Origin of the sequence: Nocardia sp. NPDC059691 (assembly GCF_042733915.1) — a bacterium.
Classification (GTDB): domain Bacteria; phylum Actinomycetota; class Actinomycetes; order Mycobacteriales; family Mycobacteriaceae; genus Nocardia; species Nocardia sichangensis.
Genome location: NZ_JBHWFB010000010.1, coordinates 1 through 16,649 on the forward strand (window position 1 = coordinate 1; position 16,649 = coordinate 16,649).

Annotated in this window: 19 protein-coding genes; 18 read left to right on the plus strand and 1 reads right to left on the minus strand. The window is 67.6% G+C overall.

Going from position 1 to position 16,649, the window contains the following annotated elements:
* The 13 genes from ACFV2O_RS21955 to ACFV2O_RS22015 all read left to right on the plus strand — a co-directional run.
* The coding region (locus ACFV2O_RS21955; RefSeq protein WP_379253389.1) for a hypothetical protein at positions 1-716 on the plus strand (716 nt) is incomplete at its 5' end.
* Positions 716-1,540 (plus strand): ESX secretion-associated protein EspG, encoded by an 825-nt coding sequence (locus ACFV2O_RS21960; protein ID WP_379253391.1) that lies wholly within the window; start codon positions 716-718, stop codon positions 1,538-1,540. The genes ACFV2O_RS21955 and ACFV2O_RS21960, both read left to right, overlap by 1 nt.
* A 41-nt stretch (positions 1,541-1,581) precedes the next feature.
* Complete coding sequence (locus ACFV2O_RS21965) at positions 1,582-3,183, plus strand: hypothetical protein (RefSeq protein WP_379253392.1); 1,602 nt, start codon at positions 1,582-1,584, stop codon at positions 3,181-3,183.
* Positions 3,180-3,962 (plus strand): ESX secretion-associated protein EspG, encoded by a 783-nt coding sequence (locus ACFV2O_RS21970; protein ID WP_379253394.1) that lies wholly within the window; start codon positions 3,180-3,182, stop codon positions 3,960-3,962. The genes ACFV2O_RS21965 and ACFV2O_RS21970 overlap by 4 nt, the downstream gene beginning before the upstream one ends.
* Positions 3,955-4,458, plus strand: coding sequence for a hypothetical protein (locus ACFV2O_RS21975; protein ID WP_379253395.1), 504 nt, complete (start codon positions 3,955-3,957; stop codon positions 4,456-4,458). Before ACFV2O_RS21970 ends, ACFV2O_RS21975 begins: the two co-directional genes overlap by 8 nt.
* A gap of 47 nt (positions 4,459-4,505) precedes the next feature.
* Positions 4,506-4,751: a YbaB/EbfC family nucleoid-associated protein gene (locus ACFV2O_RS21980; protein WP_379253396.1), complete on the plus strand. Its 246-nt coding sequence runs from the start codon at positions 4,506-4,508 to the stop codon at positions 4,749-4,751.
* 152 nt (positions 4,752-4,903) lie between these two features.
* A complete protein-coding gene (locus ACFV2O_RS21985; protein WP_356967663.1) occupies positions 4,904-5,224 on the plus strand; it encodes a type VII secretion target in 321 nt (106 codons plus the stop codon).
* 17 nt (positions 5,225-5,241) lie between these two features.
* Positions 5,242-6,561: a hypothetical protein gene (locus ACFV2O_RS21990; RefSeq protein ID WP_379253398.1), complete on the plus strand. Its 1,320-nt coding sequence runs from the start codon at positions 5,242-5,244 to the stop codon at positions 6,559-6,561.
* Positions 6,562-6,574: 13 nt separating this feature from the next.
* The gene (locus ACFV2O_RS21995) at positions 6,575-6,880 is read left to right on the plus strand and encodes a PE domain-containing protein (RefSeq protein ID WP_379253399.1); all 306 of its coding nucleotides are present in this window, start codon (positions 6,575-6,577) and stop codon (positions 6,878-6,880) included.
* A gap of 36 nt (positions 6,881-6,916) precedes the next feature.
* A complete protein-coding gene (locus tag ACFV2O_RS22000) occupies positions 6,917-7,921 on the plus strand; it encodes a PPE domain-containing protein (protein ID WP_379253400.1) in 1,005 nt (334 codons plus the stop codon).
* Positions 7,918-8,700, plus strand: coding sequence for an ESX secretion-associated protein EspG (locus ACFV2O_RS22005; RefSeq protein ID WP_379253401.1), 783 nt, complete (start codon positions 7,918-7,920; stop codon positions 8,698-8,700). The genes ACFV2O_RS22000 and ACFV2O_RS22005 overlap by 4 nt, the downstream gene beginning before the upstream one ends.
* 78 nt (positions 8,701-8,778) lie before the next feature.
* Entirely contained in the window at positions 8,779-9,096 is a 318-nt protein-coding gene (locus ACFV2O_RS22010) for a WXG100 family type VII secretion target (protein ID WP_356967654.1), read from the plus strand.
* A 42-nt stretch (positions 9,097-9,138) separates the two neighbouring features.
* Entirely contained in the window at positions 9,139-9,432 is a 294-nt protein-coding gene (locus ACFV2O_RS22015) for a hypothetical protein (RefSeq protein WP_379253402.1), read from the plus strand.
* Positions 9,433-9,489: 57 nt separating this feature from the next.
* Here the strand turns inward: ACFV2O_RS22015 and eccE are convergent, their stop codons facing one another.
* Positions 9,490-11,253 carry a type VII secretion protein EccE gene (gene eccE / locus ACFV2O_RS22020; protein WP_379253403.1) on the minus strand — a complete coding sequence of 588 codons (1,764 nt, stop codon included), beginning with the start codon at positions 11,251-11,253 and terminating at the stop codon, positions 9,490-9,492.
* Between eccE and eccB the strand changes: the two genes are divergently transcribed.
* The 5 genes from eccB (at position 11,199) to ACFV2O_RS22045 (ending at position 16,555) form a co-directional block, all read left to right on the plus strand.
* Positions 11,199-12,782, plus strand: a complete 1,584-nt coding sequence (eccB, locus tag ACFV2O_RS22025; RefSeq protein WP_379253404.1) for a type VII secretion protein EccB — start codon at positions 11,199-11,201, stop codon at positions 12,780-12,782. The two genes, eccE and eccB, sit on opposite strands and share 55 nt — an antisense overlap.
* Positions 12,783-12,892: 110 nt before the next feature.
* The gene (locus ACFV2O_RS22030; protein WP_379253405.1) at positions 12,893-13,975 is read left to right on the plus strand and encodes a hypothetical protein; all 1,083 of its coding nucleotides are present in this window, start codon (positions 12,893-12,895) and stop codon (positions 13,973-13,975) included.
* The gene (locus tag ACFV2O_RS22035) at positions 13,972-14,436 is read left to right on the plus strand and encodes a YbaB/EbfC family DNA-binding protein (RefSeq protein ID WP_379253406.1); all 465 of its coding nucleotides are present in this window, start codon (positions 13,972-13,974) and stop codon (positions 14,434-14,436) included. The genes ACFV2O_RS22030 and ACFV2O_RS22035 overlap by 4 nt, the downstream gene beginning before the upstream one ends.
* A complete protein-coding gene (locus ACFV2O_RS22040) occupies positions 14,433-14,837 on the plus strand; it encodes a YbaB/EbfC family nucleoid-associated protein (RefSeq protein ID WP_379253408.1) in 405 nt (134 codons plus the stop codon). The genes ACFV2O_RS22035 and ACFV2O_RS22040 overlap by 4 nt, the downstream gene beginning before the upstream one ends.
* Before the next feature lie 101 nt (positions 14,838-14,938).
* Positions 14,939-16,555, plus strand: coding sequence for an MFS transporter (locus tag ACFV2O_RS22045; RefSeq protein WP_379253409.1), 1,617 nt, complete (start codon positions 14,939-14,941; stop codon positions 16,553-16,555).
* The last annotated feature ends 94 nt before the right edge of the window (positions 16,556-16,649 follow it).

Here is a 16,649-nt window from a genome sequence, read left to right on the forward strand (position 1 = left end):
GGGGAACCGGAGACAACAACAACGGCAACAACAACGGCAGCGGCAACAACAGCGGCGCAGGCAACAACAGCGGCAAATCCAACGCAAACGGAAGCGGTGGCACAGGCGGCGGATCCGGAAGCGGACCCGGCGGCAGCGGCAACGGATCGGGCGCGGGTTCGGGCAGTGGAAACGGCGGGTCCAGTGGAAACGGCGGCCCGAGCGGCGCACCCTCGGGCGATCCCGGCCAAGGTACCGGTCCGAGCGGTGCCCCCGGGACCGGCTCCAGCGGCGCTCTCTCCGCCTCCGAGATGCTCAGTATGTTCTCGGAAGTGTTGCAGCTCATCACTTCCGGCATCACGACTCTCGCGCAACTCGGTAATCAACTTGCCGCCCAACTCGGCCCGGGATTGCAAGCGCTGACCAAAGCCGTCGAGGACGGCACCCTGACGGTGAAGCAGGCATTGGCCGAGGCTGCCGAGCGGATCGGCGAGGATATAGCTGAGGTCGAGGAGCTACTCCTCCCACCGGGTGCGACCGGGCCGGTGGACTCGCGGGCGCTGTTGCCCAGCCCGAACGAGGCGCTCGAACTACTTCAGCTGGGGGTACCAGGACGTGCGGCGGGCAATCAGCCCGCGGTATTCCAGGATTTCACGACGGCGAGGTCGACTGATGACGTCGTCGGCGCGCCCGGATCGGCGGGCGTCCCGGGTATCACGGCGGAGGGTGGCAACTGATGGCACGGACCTGGCGGCTCACCGGCCTCGAATACCTGGTGCTGCGTGAGCGATTGGTAGGACGCCGCACGAGCTGGCCGTTCGCCTACGTCGCCGACGTGAAGGGACATTTCGACTTCCAATTCGTCAAGGCTCGGGTCTGGGGTGAGCTGCAGGCCGCGTGGGACCCGGCGCTGGCCGAGGCGATGGTGAAGTCGATGCAGGCCGATGTGCGGATCGCGGTGCTCGCCAATGATGAGAGCGCTCCCCATGATCTGGCCCGGCAGTGGACGATGGCGGGCAAGCTGTTCGGCGACCGAGCGATCCTGGTCGAGGGATTCCGCGTGCGGTCGCCCTATAGTCACGACGAACTGGTGATCACCGAGTGCGATGCGTTGGAGCTCGCACGAGTGATCGTGGACAAGCTTCCCCCGATGGTGGCGGGCGGCCAGTCGCCGATCGAATTGCTGAGCTCGACGGCCGAGCCCGTGTTCGATCACTGGCACGGTCGCAGTTCGCTGTTCGACGAAGGCGACCGCGATGTCGACACCCGGAGCCGAGGTTGGCAGGCCGCGCCGAAATCCACGGTCGGACGGATCGAGATCACACACGGTCACTCGAATTTCGGCCCGAGCGGGCAGGTGACCAAGTGGATCTTCTGGGAAGACCATCCCGGCGATGGCCGCTACATCGTCGATGCCGGGCCGCCGGTGGCCGCGGTCGCGACCGATGCCGAGCGGCTGGTGCGGCTCATCGAACGGGAATGCGGTGAACTGCAGCGCGTCCGGGGAGACGAGTCGCGCGGTGGAATCTCGCGACTCAGCGTCTACGACGACGGCCGTTGAGACGACCGATCCGAACCGATTGCGCTGATAGGAGTTGCGACATGGCACTTGATTCCGATGTCTCGGACAACACCAAATGGGCGAGCTTGGGCGGCGCGGAGCTTCTGCTCGAGGCGGGGACGGCGCAGAAGTGCGCGCAGCACGTCGAGGACATGCTGAATGTCGTTGTCGGCGTGCACAGCTGGGTGCAGGGCAACTATGAACGCGCGAGTCCGGTGTTCGCCGCGTGCGCCTCGGGGGTGCAGATGTGGGCCCTGTTCAACTCCAAGATCGCCACCGAGTTGCTGGAACGCATGGATCGGCATCGCAACATCCTCACCAATATGGGCAACACGTTTCTCGCCGCGGGCAAGAAATACGCCCGCACCGAGCACAACTCGGCCGTGAGCTTCGAGGGGATCTCCTTCGACAACCCGCCGGGCACGCCACCCAGCGGAGCGCCCAAATCGGTGCAGATTCCCCGGCATTCGAACAAGCCGGATACCACGACGCTCTACGACCCGGCCTTGTTCTGGCCCGAGGCGGGCTCGCAGCTGGATTGGTCGATTTTGTACAACGTCGGCCAGTCGATCAATGCGCAGGCGGTCGCCGACGCGGGTGGTGTGTGGTACTGGCTGTCCAAGGGGTTGGACCGTGGTTTCGACACCCTGCGGACCGCCATCGCCGGTGCGTCGGATCAATGGACCGGCGCGGGTGCGGACGCGGCGATTCTGGCGACCACGCAGTACGTATTCGCCTCCGAGCAGCTCACGACGGATATGAATCTGTTGGGTGACTCGCTGGTGTTCAGCTCGGGCTGGCTGCAGCGGACGAAGAACGGCATGCCGCAGACCCCCGAACCACCGCCCTCGACGACCAGGACGCAGAACGACGCGGACCTGCTCCGGTTCCAAGAGCATTTCCAGACGCATTACACCGAGAACTACACGCATTTGACGACCCATATCGTGGCGCTACCGCAGCCGAACGAGGTGGTGACGCCGAGCCTGGACGTCGGCGGGACCGCGCCGATCGAGGCGCTCGACACGCCCGGTGCAGACGGGTCCGGCGGTGATTCCGGCGACGAGCCGCCGACCGGCCCTGACGACAACGGCGGTGACGCGACGCCCGTCGGCGACAATCCGACGGGCGGTGGCAACCCGCCCGTCGACGGCGGCGATCCCTCCTCCGGGCTCCCGAATCCCCAAACCGAAACGGGACCGAACACCTCGAACCTGCCGGAAGGGCTGAAGGACAAACCATTCGAGACGTTGAGCAACCTGCCCGACGACCTGACCTCGAAAGAATCGGGCAGCACCCCGTGGCTGATGAATTCCGCCCTCCTGCCGCCAGGAAACGTCCCGTTCGTCGGCAAGGGCGGTGGCGGCGGAGGTGGGACCGGTCGCGTATTCGCCCTGGAACAGCTGAAAAACCAGGAGGCCAAGCTGTTCCCCCGCCTCACCGCCGTTCCGGACGAGAAGTTGACCGGACGGGCCGGACCCGCTGGTGGGCGCGAACCGGGTGTCCCGTTCGGCGGTCACCCCGGCCGCCCGAATGGCGAGGAGAAGGAGAAGAAGCGGTCCGAGCTGCTGGATTCGACCGAGCATCTCGACGAGGCGCTCGGGCAGCCGGGGCTCGCGATCAGACCGGTGCTCGATCGGTGAGCCGCACCTGGCAGCTCACTGATACGGAACTGATCGCCCTGTGGGACAAGCTGTTCCAGGACCGGCTACCGTTGCCGCTGTTCGCGCTGAATCGTGGCGACAACACGCGGGACTGGGCGCGACTGGCGGCGGCGGCGCTGGCCGGGCTGGACGAGACGGCTGACGGCGCCCTGCACGCCGCGCTCACCCGGGTCGCCCACGCCGATATTCGGGTCACAGCGGTGGCGTTCGACCCGCGCGATTGCGGCGACCCCGCAGGGGAGCTTCGTCTGGTCGGAGCCCGGCAGGGCGACGTGGCGGTCCTGATTCGCCAGCTGCCCGGCGAAACGCGTTGGCACAGTGGCGGTTATGTGATCACCAGCGGCGATGCCGATCGGCTCGCCGGTGCGGTGGTCGGCGCGCTCCCCGCTCGGGCGGCCGGGCGCGGGCCGGATACTCCGTTGATCACCAGCCCGGCGAGCGCGGAGGCCGACCACCACTACGGCCGGTCTCCGGTCTACGACAACTATGCGGCCGATCACGCCAGCGCGGCGTGGCTGCGACGGCCCGCGGAGCGGCTCGGAGTGATCGAAACCCGTATGGGTAGTTCGATCTTCGGGCCGCGCGGCATCACGCCCTACCGCATCGAATGGCGAGATCTGGTCGACGACGGCCGCTACGCCGTCGCCGAGACGGCAGGACCGGTCGCGACAGCGGTCGATCGGACGGCGCTGGCGTCCATGATCGCCGCCGATATCGCGACCGTGTCACAGACCATGGAGGACGAGCGACGTGTCTGAACAACCCCCGAGAATCGACGCCGAGTGGTCCGCGGACTCGATGTTCGGCGCGACGATCCATGAGAGCCCGGTTTTCGACGGAGCCGAGGCCGGGCGAGACCCGGAGACGACGCTCGATCGGGACGCGCCGGAACTGGAAGCACCGAAATCTGATTTCACGCCCTATTCGACCGGCGAGGCCGCATTGCGCGGTGGCGACATCATGGTGAGCGCGACCGATTCGGCTGTGCCGCTGGCGGTTCGGCTCACCGCCGACCAACTCCGGCGCGACCCGGATGATCTCGGTGACGACATTCTGCGGTTGTGCAAGCTCGCGGCCAACCGGGCCGGCTTGCTCCGGCGTGCGTACCTGGCCGAGATCGGTGTCCCGGAATCGGCGCTGGACCTGCTCGAACTGCCGTCCCAGGACGCGGTCGAACACTACGAGCTCGCAGCGGAATCGGAGCACGGGTACGAGCCGCACAGCTGGCTCGACCGGGATGGAGATTCGTGGTGACAGATTTCGCTGCCCTCGAGGCGGGTGCTCGCGCACGACTGGATCGGATGCGACGGCTCGCCGCGGATCTCGCCGCGATCCGGGTCGACCACACCGATGCCGACGGGGCCATCACCGTGTCGGTCGACGGGGTGGGCCGACTGCTCGATGTCCGTCTGACACAGGCGATTGCGATGCTGTCGCCGTCCGAGTTCGAAAGGGTGCTCGTTGCCACCGCCGCTGCGGCGGTGCGGCGGGCTTTGGGAACGCGCGGACAACTGATCGATGAATTCAACGGTCAAGTGAACAGCTAGCGCTGCCCTGCCCGGAGGGCCGAGTCAACGGGCAGGTGAACAGCGGGGGTCGCCGCTCGCGCACCGCTTGCGGACACCGCGGCCCGAATTAGATTTCTGACGCGAGCCGTCTAGGTATCGAGATCACAGAACCAGCCCAGGAGGGTACCGCGATGAACGTCCTCAATGTGCAGCCGCAGACATTCCGCCGATACGGCGAGATTTCGGACGGGATGGCGGCGACGGTCGCCGTCGCGGGGGCCGTCGACCAGGCCGCTGTCATAGCGGCCATCGCTCCGACCTTCGGGTTGATCGGTCACGAATTCCTGACGAGTTTCGCCTACGCTCAGGCCAACCACTTCGCCGCACTGACCAAGCTCGTCGAAATCCTCACCACCACCGCCGATACCGCGCGGGTGGCCGCGGCGTCCTATGAACTGACCGAGCAGCACAGCGTCGCTTCGTTCGGTACGCTGACGGGCGCCGAACAGTGACTCCCGCGCAACCCTCTGTGGCGCCGCTACATCCGACCGTTCTCGACGCGCTCCGAAATACGCCGGCTGCTCCGATTCTCGATCAGCCGACCCAGCAGTTGCTGGCCGGCATCGGCTTGCCGCAGTTTCCCGCTCTTCCGCCGCTGCCGGGTCTGCCGGTCCTCCCGCCGCTCGACCCGGCGGCACTGTTCAAGCCGGTAACCGACCTGATCAGCGGCTACGGCAACGGCAACCTGGGCGCGGGGGAGTTCAATCCGCAGACGTTGATGCGGAATGTCACCGACGCGGTGCGCACCGCGATGCAGCTGGCCTCCACGGGCATTCAGCTGCTGCAGTCGATGGAGAGCTCAGGGGCAACGGCGGCGACGGCGGCGGCGGTCGACACCGTGGCGACGTCCGCATCGATCTCCGAGCAGGCCGCGCGGATCAACCTGACCACCGGTGGCGCCGCGGGCACCGTCGCTACCGGATATGCGCAAATGGCGGCGGTAGCGACGCGTTTCGCACTCACCACCGCAGCGCTCGGGCCCACGCTGGTGACGCCGCCCGGCCAGGCGGCGCTGCTGGCCACCGCCATCGAGGCGGGCACCGAGGCGACGGCGATCACCGCCCAGACCAAGGCGCAGTTGCTGGCGCAGTCGGCGGAGATGACCGAGGCGGGCAAGCCGGTGCCGACTCGCAGCCCGAAACGTGCGGACCTCGGCAAAGTCCAGCGTTCGCTCACCCAGACGGTTTCGGCGGCCGGTCCCTCGGCGCCGGATGTGTCGGCGGTCGGTTCGCGGTCCTCCTCGGGATCGGCGTTCGCCACCGCCGGGGTCGCGCCCTCCTCGCCGAACCAGCCCACCGTGACGCAGTTGCTGTCGCAATTGCAGCAGGTGGTGACGCCGTTGATCTCGGTCGCGCAGACCGTCGGCAAAGAGGTCACCGCGCAGTTCCCGGCCAAGCCTGGCGCCGACCCCGCGGCGCCGGCTCCGACGCGCTCCGCTGCGGCAGCCGCGCCGGTCGGGTCGACGAGCGGGGGAGCGGCGGTCGCCCCGGCGGCGGCTCCGCTGGGCGTGTGGCAAACCGAAGGCGTCATCGCGGCGACCGCGAGCCCGATCGGCACGCCGCTGATTTCGGCGTCGGCCTCCACGTACTCGCATGAAGTACTACCGCCTTTCGCACCCGGTGCCAGCTCGATCGGCGACGACCGGGCCCGCCCGGCGGGCGGCCGCCAGGAGTCGCCTGTCGATGCCCGCTATGGCGACGAACTGGTGGGAGGCCGCCTGCCCGAGACCGCAGCACCCATCATCGGCGTGGAAACGACCGCCGACCCGGATACGCCATTCAGCCTGTAAGAGGAGAACGTTGATGAGCAGCATCGCGATAGATCACCAACTCGCCAGGATGGCGGCCGGTCGGCTGGACATGCTGGCCGATGACCTGGAGGGCGGGCTACTTCAGCACAGTGACGCGCTGCGTCCGGTGCCGGCCGCCGCCGACCCGGTGTCGCGGCACACCGCGCAGGTGCTACGACAAGTCAGCGCTTCGTTCGAGCAGTCCTGCCTGGGGGGCGTCGGCGAACTGCGCAAGATCGCCGCGAACCTGCGTTCCCACGCCGACCTCGTCGGGGATTCCGATGACGACGCGGTGCAGTCGTTCCAGCGCCTGGCGTAGCACCGCGCGCCGACCACCGAGACGAGGAGTGACGCGATGGTCGAACTTCCGCACGCCGGTTTCACCGGCACGATGTGGGACGCCGTACCGGCCGAGCAGCTGGCACGCGAGCTGACGACCGGTCCCGGCGTCGTGCCGATGGCCGAGGCGGGGCTTGCCTACGCAGCGCTCGCACTGCACCTGGGTGAGGCCGGTGCCGAGTATCGCGCCATTCTCGCCATTGTCGGGAACGCGTGGGGATCGGATTCCAGCGCGGAGGGCATCGCCCGGTTGGCGCAGCTGGCCGACTGGTTCGACGATCTCACCACCGCCGCCGAGCACAATGCTGCCACGGCCGCCGAGCAGGCCGCGGCCTACGAGATCGCTCAGCTCACGATGCCGCACGTGGACGAGGTGGCGGCAGCGGTGCGGATGGCCGAGGAGACGGTCAGCGGCACGCTGCTCGGCGCACCGCTTGCCGGACTGTTCGACACTGCCGAGCATCAGGTCGATGCCTTGCGCGACCACGCCGCCCAGGTGATGCGCACCTACGAGGCGGGCAGTGCGAAGCTGTCCGCAGCGTGGGAGCAGGAGACGGCCCCCATCGTCTCCGCGGGAGCCGCCCTACTCGCCGAGCAGGCGCCGAAGCCGGTCGGCGACGGGTCATCGGGGCCGCCGCCCGACGCGCAGGCCGTTTCTTCTCCCGCACTGCGGGGTTCGCCAGTCGTCGACCTGTCGGCATTGACTCTCGCTCCGACTCCGACCCTGACAGTCGGCGGTGAGTCGCTGGTGATCACGCCGATCCCGCAACCCGTCTCGCCGATCGTGGCGGCAACGGCCGGCGCTCCTGTCGTGACAACGGCCTCGCAGGTATCGCCACCGTCGATGCTCGCGCCGCCCACGAATCCGCCGGGTCCGGTGTCGCCGCAAGCCGGTCAGCGGGCGGTGGCAGCCGAGGCCGGAGCTCTCGGCGAGCAGATCGTCGTCCAGGCCGGGATCGCCACCGCACCACCGGTTCTGGGCGGCGTAGCGCAGTCTCGTACCGCCGGGGCGTCGCAATGATGACCCTGACCGTCGATGCCGCCCTCGTCGTCGCCGAAACTCTCGGCGCGCAGATCCTTCCGGTGGTTCTCGCCCTTCGCACACAACACAGCGAGTACGCCGACTTCCTTGCCGCCCGCGTCGCCGCTGTCGCGGAGCTGCGTGCGCGCGGCGTGCTCGACGAGGACGGGAACGTCCTCGACGACGAGCTGACCACGGCGATATCCGCCCTGGCCCGTCCGGAAAGGCAACTGGCCCTACGGATCCGGCGCGCCGACGTGCATCGAATCTGTTTGGCCCGGCGCGGCCTGGACCACGCGGTGGCGGTGCGAGTGGGCGACGAAATCCAGATCGGCACCGTGTGGGGTGACGAGGATCCGGTCGTGCTGGCCCGGCCGCTGCTGGCCGCACTCGGCGCCCGCCCACCCGCGGACATCCCGGTGCTCGCCGCCCCCACCGCCGAACTGCGTCGACGGCTCGACGACACGGGAACCACCGAGGCCAGCGCCGCCTACCAGCTCGGCATGTCCGAATCGGACGCGCTGGCCCTGGGGCTGGCACTGCGCCAGTGTATTTCGGTCGCCGAGTTGGTGTGCTACTCCCACCGTGACGGCAGCGCGGAGCGATCGCCCGCCGCCGTCGCCGTGTACGACACCGCGGCCGGCCGGATCATCGGCGGCGGCAGCATGGCCCCTGACGGGCAACCGTGGACGACCTTGGCCCCCGGCAGTGATCGCCGGTTGGCCCATGTCGTGGGTGCGCAGATCGAAGCGCTGCCCGAGGGCCGCTGGATGCCGTAATCGGTACGCGCATCCACTCATCGTCCGGAGTCACTTCTCCGGAATTTTCAACACATCATCATCCGAAAGGAAATGTCAATGGCCGGCGCAGATGCCCTCCACCTTGATTTCGCCATATTTCAGAAGTATGCGAACGCGTACGCCGACGTGATCCCGCCCATCGACAAGAGCGTCGACAACCTCGAGGCCACAGTGATCGCCGCGAAGAAGGATTGGGAAGGTGAAGCCAATGTCGCGTTCACCAAATTCGCCGACGAACTGCAGGCGAGGATCCGCAAAGTGAATGTCGATCTGGGCCAGGTCTCGGAGGCGTTGCGTACCGGTGAAACGAAGGTCGCGGCAACCGAAAACGAGAGCATGGGCGGATTCACCACGCTGAACACGAATTACCTCTGACCGGAACCGACCGAAACCACTTCTGAGAACGGAACCAACACAATGTTGTACAACCCGCCGGGCGTGATCCAGCTGATCACCGATATGGACAACTACCACGCGGCCATCACCACGGAGCGGGAAAACGCGGAGAACGCGGCGACCTCGCTGGTGCGGGAGGGCTGGCAGAGCGGCGAAGGCGGCGCCGCCGGCTCGTTCCTGGCCAAGCACAAGACCCTGATCGCCGACCTGGACGAGCTGCTCGTACTGCTGAAGAAGGGACGTGACAACGTGCAGGCCGCGCTGGACAAGGCCCGGGCGACCGATCAGCACGTCGCGGACGACTTCGTCTGGTAGATCCGGCACCGAGGACTCCCCGGGGGCCCGCCGCCAACTGGCCGCGGGCCCCCGTTTTCATGCGGAACGCAGGGTCGGCTCTGATCGCGGCCCGACGTCGGTTTCGGCGTCGGTTCCAGCGCCCTCGAGGTACTCGACTTCCTCCCGGATCGAGACCACCTGGACGGTCAGTTCCTGGCCCGCGCTGCGAATGTGCACCCGCCCGGGCACGTCCGCCGATTCGATCAGCGCGACATCGGCGCCGAGCAGAACCGCCGCTGACTCCCGCGGCGAACGGACATGCACGGCCGTCGCTTCCGACACCTGTCCGGCCGAGGCGACACCGTCGAAAACGATCATCGTCGCCGTGGCCGTGTATCGCGCGCTACCGGAGGCGGGCAACGACAGCGCGGCAGGCGCGCCGACCGCCGCGACCAGGCATTCCCATTCACGGGGGCGAACGCTGTGCACGATCACCCGCGCACCCACCGCGATGGCGCGCAGCACCATCAGTTGGGTCAGCCGCAGCGACCCGACGATTTCCACCCGCCGGACCGCGGGCCCGAACAGTGGCACCGCGACACCGAGCCCGTCATCGGTAGCGCCGATCACTTGACCACACCCTACGGCCTGCACCGTGAATCGCGACATCGCCGCTGGTACCCCGCGTAGCGCGGCGGACGGCTCGAGGTTCCCGCCGTCGAGCAGGACCTGGCGCTGCAGTCCGCGCAACGGACGCAACCCGAGTTCGGCGGGCGGTTCCTCGGCGTCGTGATGACCGACGCCGGCCAGGTCGCGCCGCACGACCGCGCTCAGCGCGACCATGGCGCCGCGCCGGCCCGGCGAGTCCGATTCGACGGCCGGTGTCATGCGCAAGCGGGTCAGTACCGACTTGCCGGGCAGTGTCCACACCGCCGCCAGCATCTCCGGTTCGAGCCGGTGCGGCCGGACCGCGTAACCGGCCAATTCGATGCCGCCGCTGCGCAAGACGCGCCAATCCTCAGCCCACTGCTGTGGGTCGTTGTCGTGCAGGACCGCGGCATCCGCGGCCGCCAGTTCGTCGGCGGTGAGGATCGATACCCCGACGCCGCTGGCGGCGATGCGACCCGCGACCCGGCGCGTCGCGACCAGGGCGGTGCGGATCACGCCTTCCTGTGCGTTGCCCCGGTTGTCGATCGCGCCGACGTTGTCGAGCGGGTCGAAACGCAGGACCAGCCAGACGTTCTGGGTAGCGGCGGCAGGCAGTGGCCCGAGCAGCTTTTCATAGACCCGGACGACGTTGTGCGGGCCCTGGGTGCGGACACCGAGCGTGACAACGTCGACGGCGGCCAGCCGAATATCGAACTGGGACAGGCACCGCGCCACATCGGCGAGTGAGATGGCCGCGCCCGCCTCGATCCGAGCCGATCCGAGCAGGGTCGGCCGCACTACGGTGTCGCCGAGCCCGACCATGGTGATCAGGTGGCTGCCGTCCCAGCGCATGCCACAGCGGGCGCCACCGGAGTCCGGGATATCGACATCGAACGACTCGGGGCGTGGTTCATTACCACTACCGCGCCGGTTGCGCCACCAGAGCGAGCCGCGCATTCCCAGAATTCGCCAAACATTGGTTTTCCAAACTCGGACGCCACCGAGCAACGCAATTGTGATCCCGATGCCGAGCGCCACTCGAATATCTGCGCAGAGGGCGATGGCTATGGTGGCGGCCGTTGTTCCCGCAGCCGCTGAAGGCAGCACGATGGACAATGGAATCCGCGTGAACAGTTCGCTCGGACCCGAAGTCGGCGATGGCACAACAGGTGATTCCCGGGTATCTTCCGGCGGCATTATCTCGCTATTCATTCAGAACATCTCCATTCGGCGCTCGCCTGTGTGGTGCGGTAGCCTCTCATATGTCGTACGAGTGTGCACATTCAGGCACACGGTGTTCATGCGCACGTGTTCGTGCGCACGGAGGAGTTGAAATGCCGGCACAGTTGACGACCCGGGCGCAGGTCAATGGATACAGATTTCTGTTGCAGCGTTTCGAGCACGCGCTGGTTCGCCGCGATGTGCGAATGCTGCACGATCCCATGCGCATCCAATTCCGTTCGTTGCTGACGGGTTTGGTGCTGGCAGTGCTGGTGACGGCCGGCTGCGGCGTCCTGGCGTTCCTGCGGCCGCAGGGGCAACTCGGCGATGCCAAGATCATCATGGCCGGCGACAGCGGTGCCCTCTACGTCATGGTGGACAAGACCATGCACCCGGTGCTGAATCTGGCGTCGGCCAGGCTGATCACCGGCACCAGTGAATCACCGACGTCGGTGCAGGATTCCAAGCTGGCCTCGGTACCGCGCGGACCGATGCTCGGCATCCCCGGCGCACCCGCGTCGCTGCCGGGGGCGGTCGATCGCGATCGCTCCGAGTGGACGCTGTGCGAAGACGCGACCGACGGTCTGCGCAGTACGGTTCTCGACGGCGTGCCACAGCTCGGCCCGCAGATCCGGCCCGCCTCACCGGATGAGGCGGTGCTCGCGACCTATGACGGCGCCACCTACCTGATCTACGACGGCAAGCACGCACGCATCGATATGAGCAGTGATGCGGTCGTGGCTACCTTGCAGATTCGCGACATGCGGCCGCGGCCGATCGGTGCCGGACTGCTCAACGCGACCGTCGCCGCCCCCGAACTCCTCGCTCCGGCGATACCCGACGCTGGTGCGCCCAGCGCCGTGCGCGTCGCCAATGTCGTTGTGGGGTCGGTAATCCGGGTCCAAGGCGTCAACGGTGCGCAGCCGTATGTGGTGCTCGCCGACGGGGTGCAGAAGATTTCGGAGTTCACCGCGCAGGTACTGCGCACGTCGAACTCGATGGGGCATACCGTCATTCCGCTGCTGTCCCCGGACGCGATCGGCGGTCTGCCGGTGCTGAACACCCTGCCGATCGGGCAGTTCCCGGTCGGCGTCCCGTCCATCGTCGCCATGGATACCGATCCGGTGGCCTGCGCGAGCTGGGCGCGTAGCGCGAGCGACCAAGCCGCCACCCTGCGCTTGCTCGTCGGCCGGCAACTGCCGCTGGCGTCCGGCCGGACACCGGTGCGTCTCGTCGGGGGCGAGGCTGCCCACACGGCCTATATACCCGCTGCCAGCGGCGAATTCGTGCAGGCCACCGGTATCGAGCTGGACAGCACCCGGCGCGATGGCCTGTTCTATGTCACCGACACCGGTGTTCGATTCGGTATTCCGGACGCCGCGACGGCAGTCGTGCTCGGACAGACCGCCGAGCCGAAGCTGGTGCCGTGGCAGATCATCAGCCAACTGCCCGCCGGGCCGATGCTGGATCGCCGATCCGCCCTCATCGCCAGGGATGTCGTCCGCACCGGCGGGGCGTAGCCGGTGTCCGCGGGTGACGAGAAGGTGAACGGCTGTGGCGACCAGATCATGCCCGGTCGCCGCCCGTGCGTGGGCCGGGTACCTTCCGGGCAGTCGAGCGCGAAGGGAACTTGCTGATGCCGCGGATTGTGGGCAGGCGAAGCGATGGCGGCGTGGTTGTGGCTGCCGGCGGGGTGTGTGTCATCGTCGGATCCGACACCCTCGACGCCGCCGGGCACTGTGCGACACCGCCGGAGCAACTGCGGGTGATGTTGGTCAGCGCCACGGCCGACGACGGCGATTGCACCGTTACCGACGAGCCGATGCCCGCCGGTCTGCTGTCGGCGGCGCAGCTCGCGACGATCCTGGCCTGGGAGGTCGGGTTCGTCGAGGGCGAACCAGGCGACAGTGAGCGGCCCGGACTGAGCAGTGCCGAAACCGAGCTCTACCTACGCTATCGACCTGATACCGGGGACGACTATCCGAACAGGCCGGCCGTGGCGGAGGTCGACCGCCCGTTCTTCTCGCTCGAACCCGTCATCGTGCCCGCACCGGTCGGGCCGACCGATGCGCCCGAGTTCGCCGACTATGCGTCCGCGGCGCTGGTTCAGCTCTGCGCATCGATGGCCCATGTCGACGATCTGTCCGCTGCCGAGGTCGTCGGCGCGGCAGCCGAAGACCTGATCGACCGCGTCAGCTATGCCCAGACGGTCGAGGAGTTCTATCCGGCGCTGGCGCAGGCCGTTTCGGCGCAGACGGTGCCCGATCCCGCCGTCGAGGCGGCCGACGGCGTCGACCGCGACGAGATCCTGGGCTTCTTCGCCCGCCTGCTGGCGGAGCTGGATCGGCGGCGGCCCTGGCCCGGCCCGGTCACGGTCGCGGTCGACCCGCGCACCTGGCCGACGCCGGGGTCGAGCAGGCTCATCGGCTGGCTGGATATCGGCATCTCCGCCCTGGAGTGGGCGGTGAAGGCGGGCTTTGCGGCGGTTCCCGACGACGATCAGGCGGTGCTGGTCTTGCGTTTACGGAGCGGCCAGCTGATCGCGCTGGTGGGGGAGCAGGACCCGGACCCGGCGAGGTTCATGGTGCTGCTGCCCGATCTCGACGGCCAGCAAGACCCCGTGGCGGTGATCGCGTATCTATCGCGATACGCCGGACTGCGGGTCGAATTCGATGAACGGGCGGCAGCGATGGCAGAGGTGGCGGCACAGTGATACGACCGGAGAACGCGAGCACGGCGGCCGATGCCGCTGAACTGATCGATGCGGTGGGCCGGGCGCTGAGCCAGATGCGCAGTCTGCGCGGTGCGCGTGACGCGCTGACCGCGTCCGCCACCGTGGAACACGGCCGAATCACCGTCGTGGTCAATGCTTCGGGCTCGATCATCGAGACGTACTACGCCGACGACATCAACACCCTCAGCTATGGCCAAATCGCCCGCGCGACAGTGCAGGCGGCGCAGGCGGCGGCCGCTAAGGTGGCCGCCGAGCAGGAAACGCTCCTGGCCCCGGCGGCCGAGTTGCGGTTGCGAATGCCCAAGCCAGAGGATCTGTTCGAAGGGCTGGCAGCGCTGCGGGCGCAACTGCCGAAGCACATCCCCGCACCGCTTACTTCGCCGTCGCAAAACACGCTGAATGACTGTCGAAACGATAATCATCGGATTCTCGACCGATGACGCCCGACCGCCGAATTGTGAGCGCGACAGAAGGACTCGACACGATGGATGATGATTTCAACGCTGCCGTCGAGGAATTTCAGGCCAGGATGGCCGAAATCGCCGATCTGCAAGCCGAACGTGCGCTACTTGCCGGCGTCGCCACCACTGCGCGACGGCGGGTGCGCGTCACCGTGAATGCCGACGGGATCGCCACCGACATCAAGTTTTCCGGCGCGATCGGCGAATTGACCCCGGCGGAGCTCGCGGACGCGGTCACCGCGGCGTCGCGGGCGGCGGTGCTCGAGGTCGCGCGCAAAGCCAAGGAACTGATGGCACCGCTCGACATCGATCAGGCCGAGGCGCCCGAACCGGACGATCTGTTCGCCACAATCAACTCACTGCGCGATCACCTGGGCTGACGCCGACCGCAGTGGACCGGCACCGCGCCGATTGGCGGGATCGCCACCGATAGTCGAGACTTCGATCGGGGGTGGCCGAGCTATCGAGTCGAGGGCGCACCATGGCAGTCGAGATCAGCCGTCCAGGCCGAGTGACCCGGACGCAACCGGCGCTGCCGTCGAGCCGCGGGCGGCGCGCACTCGTCCTGTCGCTCGTCGGCGGCACCGGATTCCTGATCAGCCAGGACGTTTCGTTGCACAGCATCGCCGTGTCGACCTTGCTGCAGCAGCTGGGTGACCGGGACGTGCTCGAGTTCTCGCTGTGGATCCCGAAGTCTTATGTGTTGTCGCTCATCGTGTTTCTGCTCGTCGGTGGTGTGCTCACCGACCGATGCGGCGCCAAGCGAGTGCTGATTGCCGGGTATGTCACCTTTCTCGCTGGTCTGCTGGCCCACATGCTGCTGGCCGCGACCTCGATTCCCTTGCTGGTGGCCAGAATCGTCATGGGTGCGGGTGTCGCCGCAATCGTCCCAGCGTCGTTGTCGATCCTCGTGCTGGTCAGCAATGCCGGTCGGCAACGCGCCCAGGCGCTGCTGTTGTGGGCAGGCTGTCTGGCCGCGGGCGTGACAGTCGTTCCGCTGGTCAGCGGCCTGCTGTTGAACAATCTGTGGTGGCCCCGGGTCGCTCTCGCCGATGCCGTGGTCGCGGTGGCGCTGCTGGTCGGCATCGTCAAGTTCGTCCCGCGGTGCCCCGGCGATCCGCAAGCTCCGGTGGATTGGCCGGGTGTCGTTGCGGCGACGATAGGTTCAGGGCTGGTCGCGCTCGGTCTGTTCAAGGCGCCCGACTGGGGTTGGACCGCGGCTCCCGTCGTGGCGCTGTTGGGGGCAGGCGCCGTCCTCTTGGTTGTGGCGGCGGCCACCCGCCGTGGCGGCGAGTTGCCGCACGACATTCTGTTGCGAGCCGATCCGCGGGCGCAGCCCGCGATGTTCGCGCTGTCCGCGGCGGTCGTGGCGGAATTCGGCATTGTCTTCGTGACGATCCAATACCTGCAGGCGGTGCGTGGTACCGACCCGGTCGTGGCGGGCGCGCTCATCTTCCTGCCCGCCTGCGTGGCCTCCGCGCTGGGTGCCAAGGCCGGTGCGATGCTGCAACGCCGTACCGGCGCGACAACTCCGCTGATCATCGGCTTGACGATGGTGCTGGATGGCCTGGCTGTCGGTTTGACCGCGGACGCTGCGGGCAGCCTGGAGCGGATCGTGGGGATGGTCGCGGTGATGAGCGTGGGTATGGGCGTTGTCATGGCGGTCGCGCTCGATGCGATCGCTACCGCGCTGCCCCCGACTCGCAACGGCGTCCTGTTCGGGGCGCAGTCGGCCGTCGTCCAACTCGGTAGCCTGCTCGGTTTGGCAGTAGCCGGTGGTCTCGTGGACCAGGGATATCAAGCGGAGCTCGTCATTCCGGCCAAAGTCGCCGCGCACGAAAGCATCGTCGCGGTCGGGCAACCGCTCGGCAAGAACGTGGCAACGGCGGCCTCGGTTGACGACACACTCGGTGGGCCGCTCGCCCAAGCGGTGCAGAACGCGTTCTTGGTCGGCTACCGGCACGCATTGCTGGCCACCATCGTCGTGGTCGTGGTGATGATGGTCGTAACCGTCGCCCTGACCGCGCGCGCCCGCCGGCGGAGTGCTGGGAACTCGAGGGGTTGTCAAGAGATTCCAAAGAATATTCGAGATATGTAAATAATCGCAAAGTCGATATCAATAATTCGCGGCGAGGTTGATCGCTTTCGATGCGGTGCGCATAATTCATTTTCGGGGCGCATTGACTATTCTA